This is a genomic window from Bacillus sp. mrc49 (assembly GCF_002803435.1).
The window spans coordinates 1-1,000 of record NZ_PHNG01000120.1 but is presented as its reverse complement, the minus strand read 5'-3'; the positions used below and the strand labels follow the sequence as shown (position 1 = coordinate 1,000).

The window sequence follows — 1,000 nt, the reverse complement described above, 5'->3', positions numbered from 1 at the left end:
TGCCGTTTTTCTATTCATAAATGCTTGTCCTTCGACATACATTTGTTATATAAAGATCCTGCCGAAATTTAAGCGTGGCAGAGAAAACAAGTGTAGGGAGGCTCAGGAGTTTGAAAGCAATCAAACCGATGATCGTACTATTCATAGCAGTAGCATTCGTAATTATCATGATTCCAGCAGTGCTTGTGCTTCCGTTTTCAAATGATAAGACAAGTGGTGAGTTAGCAGAACAATTAGAGAAGAAAGTGAAGAACAGCAGTAATGAAGTGAGTGCCAATGAAATGAGTTCCGTTGAAGTTGCCGTTTACCGTACCCATGCAAAAAAGATTGAAAAGGTGCCGTTGGAAACGTATTTGACTGGCGTTGTTGCAGCTGAGATGCCAGCGGAATTCGAGGAAGAAGCATTGAAGGCACAAGCGTTGACGGCAAGGACGTACATTGTCAATCAGCTTATTGGCGAGAGTCGCTTAGGTTTACCTGACGGTGCCGATGTGAGTGATACGGTCATGCATCAAGTTTATAAAAATAACGATGAGCTCAAAAAGCAATGGGGCTCTGATTATAAATCGAAGATGAAAAAAATCAGCAAGGCCATCAAGGAAACGGAGGGGCAAATCCTAACCTATGATGGAAAGCCGATCACAGCCACATTTTTTTCCACAAGCAATGGCTATACGGAGAATTCGGAGGACTATTGGCAAGCGGATTTCCCTTATTTAAGAAGTGTATCGAGTCCGTGGGATAAAGAGGAGTCACCAAAGTTTTATAATAAAGTTGTCGTGAACTCTGCCGATTTTGAAAACAAACTTGGAGTAAGTCTTTCATCAGGCACGACGATAGGGACTGTCGTTGAAAGGACTTCAGGTAATCGCGTCGGTATAGTCGAAATCGGGGGCAAGAAATTAACAGGAAAACAGATTCGGGAAAAGCTCGGGCTGACATCATCGGATTTTAACTGGGAGCGCCAAGGCAACCAGATCGTCATTACGACAAAGGGCTC

The 1,000-nt window shown here is 43.3% G+C and carries 1 protein-coding gene; it reads left to right on the top strand.

Annotated features, from left to right (window positions below; all coding sequences use genetic code 11):
* Positions 1-110: 110 nt before the first annotated feature.
* On the top strand, positions 111-1,000 hold an 890-nt coding region (spoIID, locus tag CVN76_RS00830; RefSeq protein ID WP_232732035.1), incomplete at its 3' end, for a stage II sporulation protein D.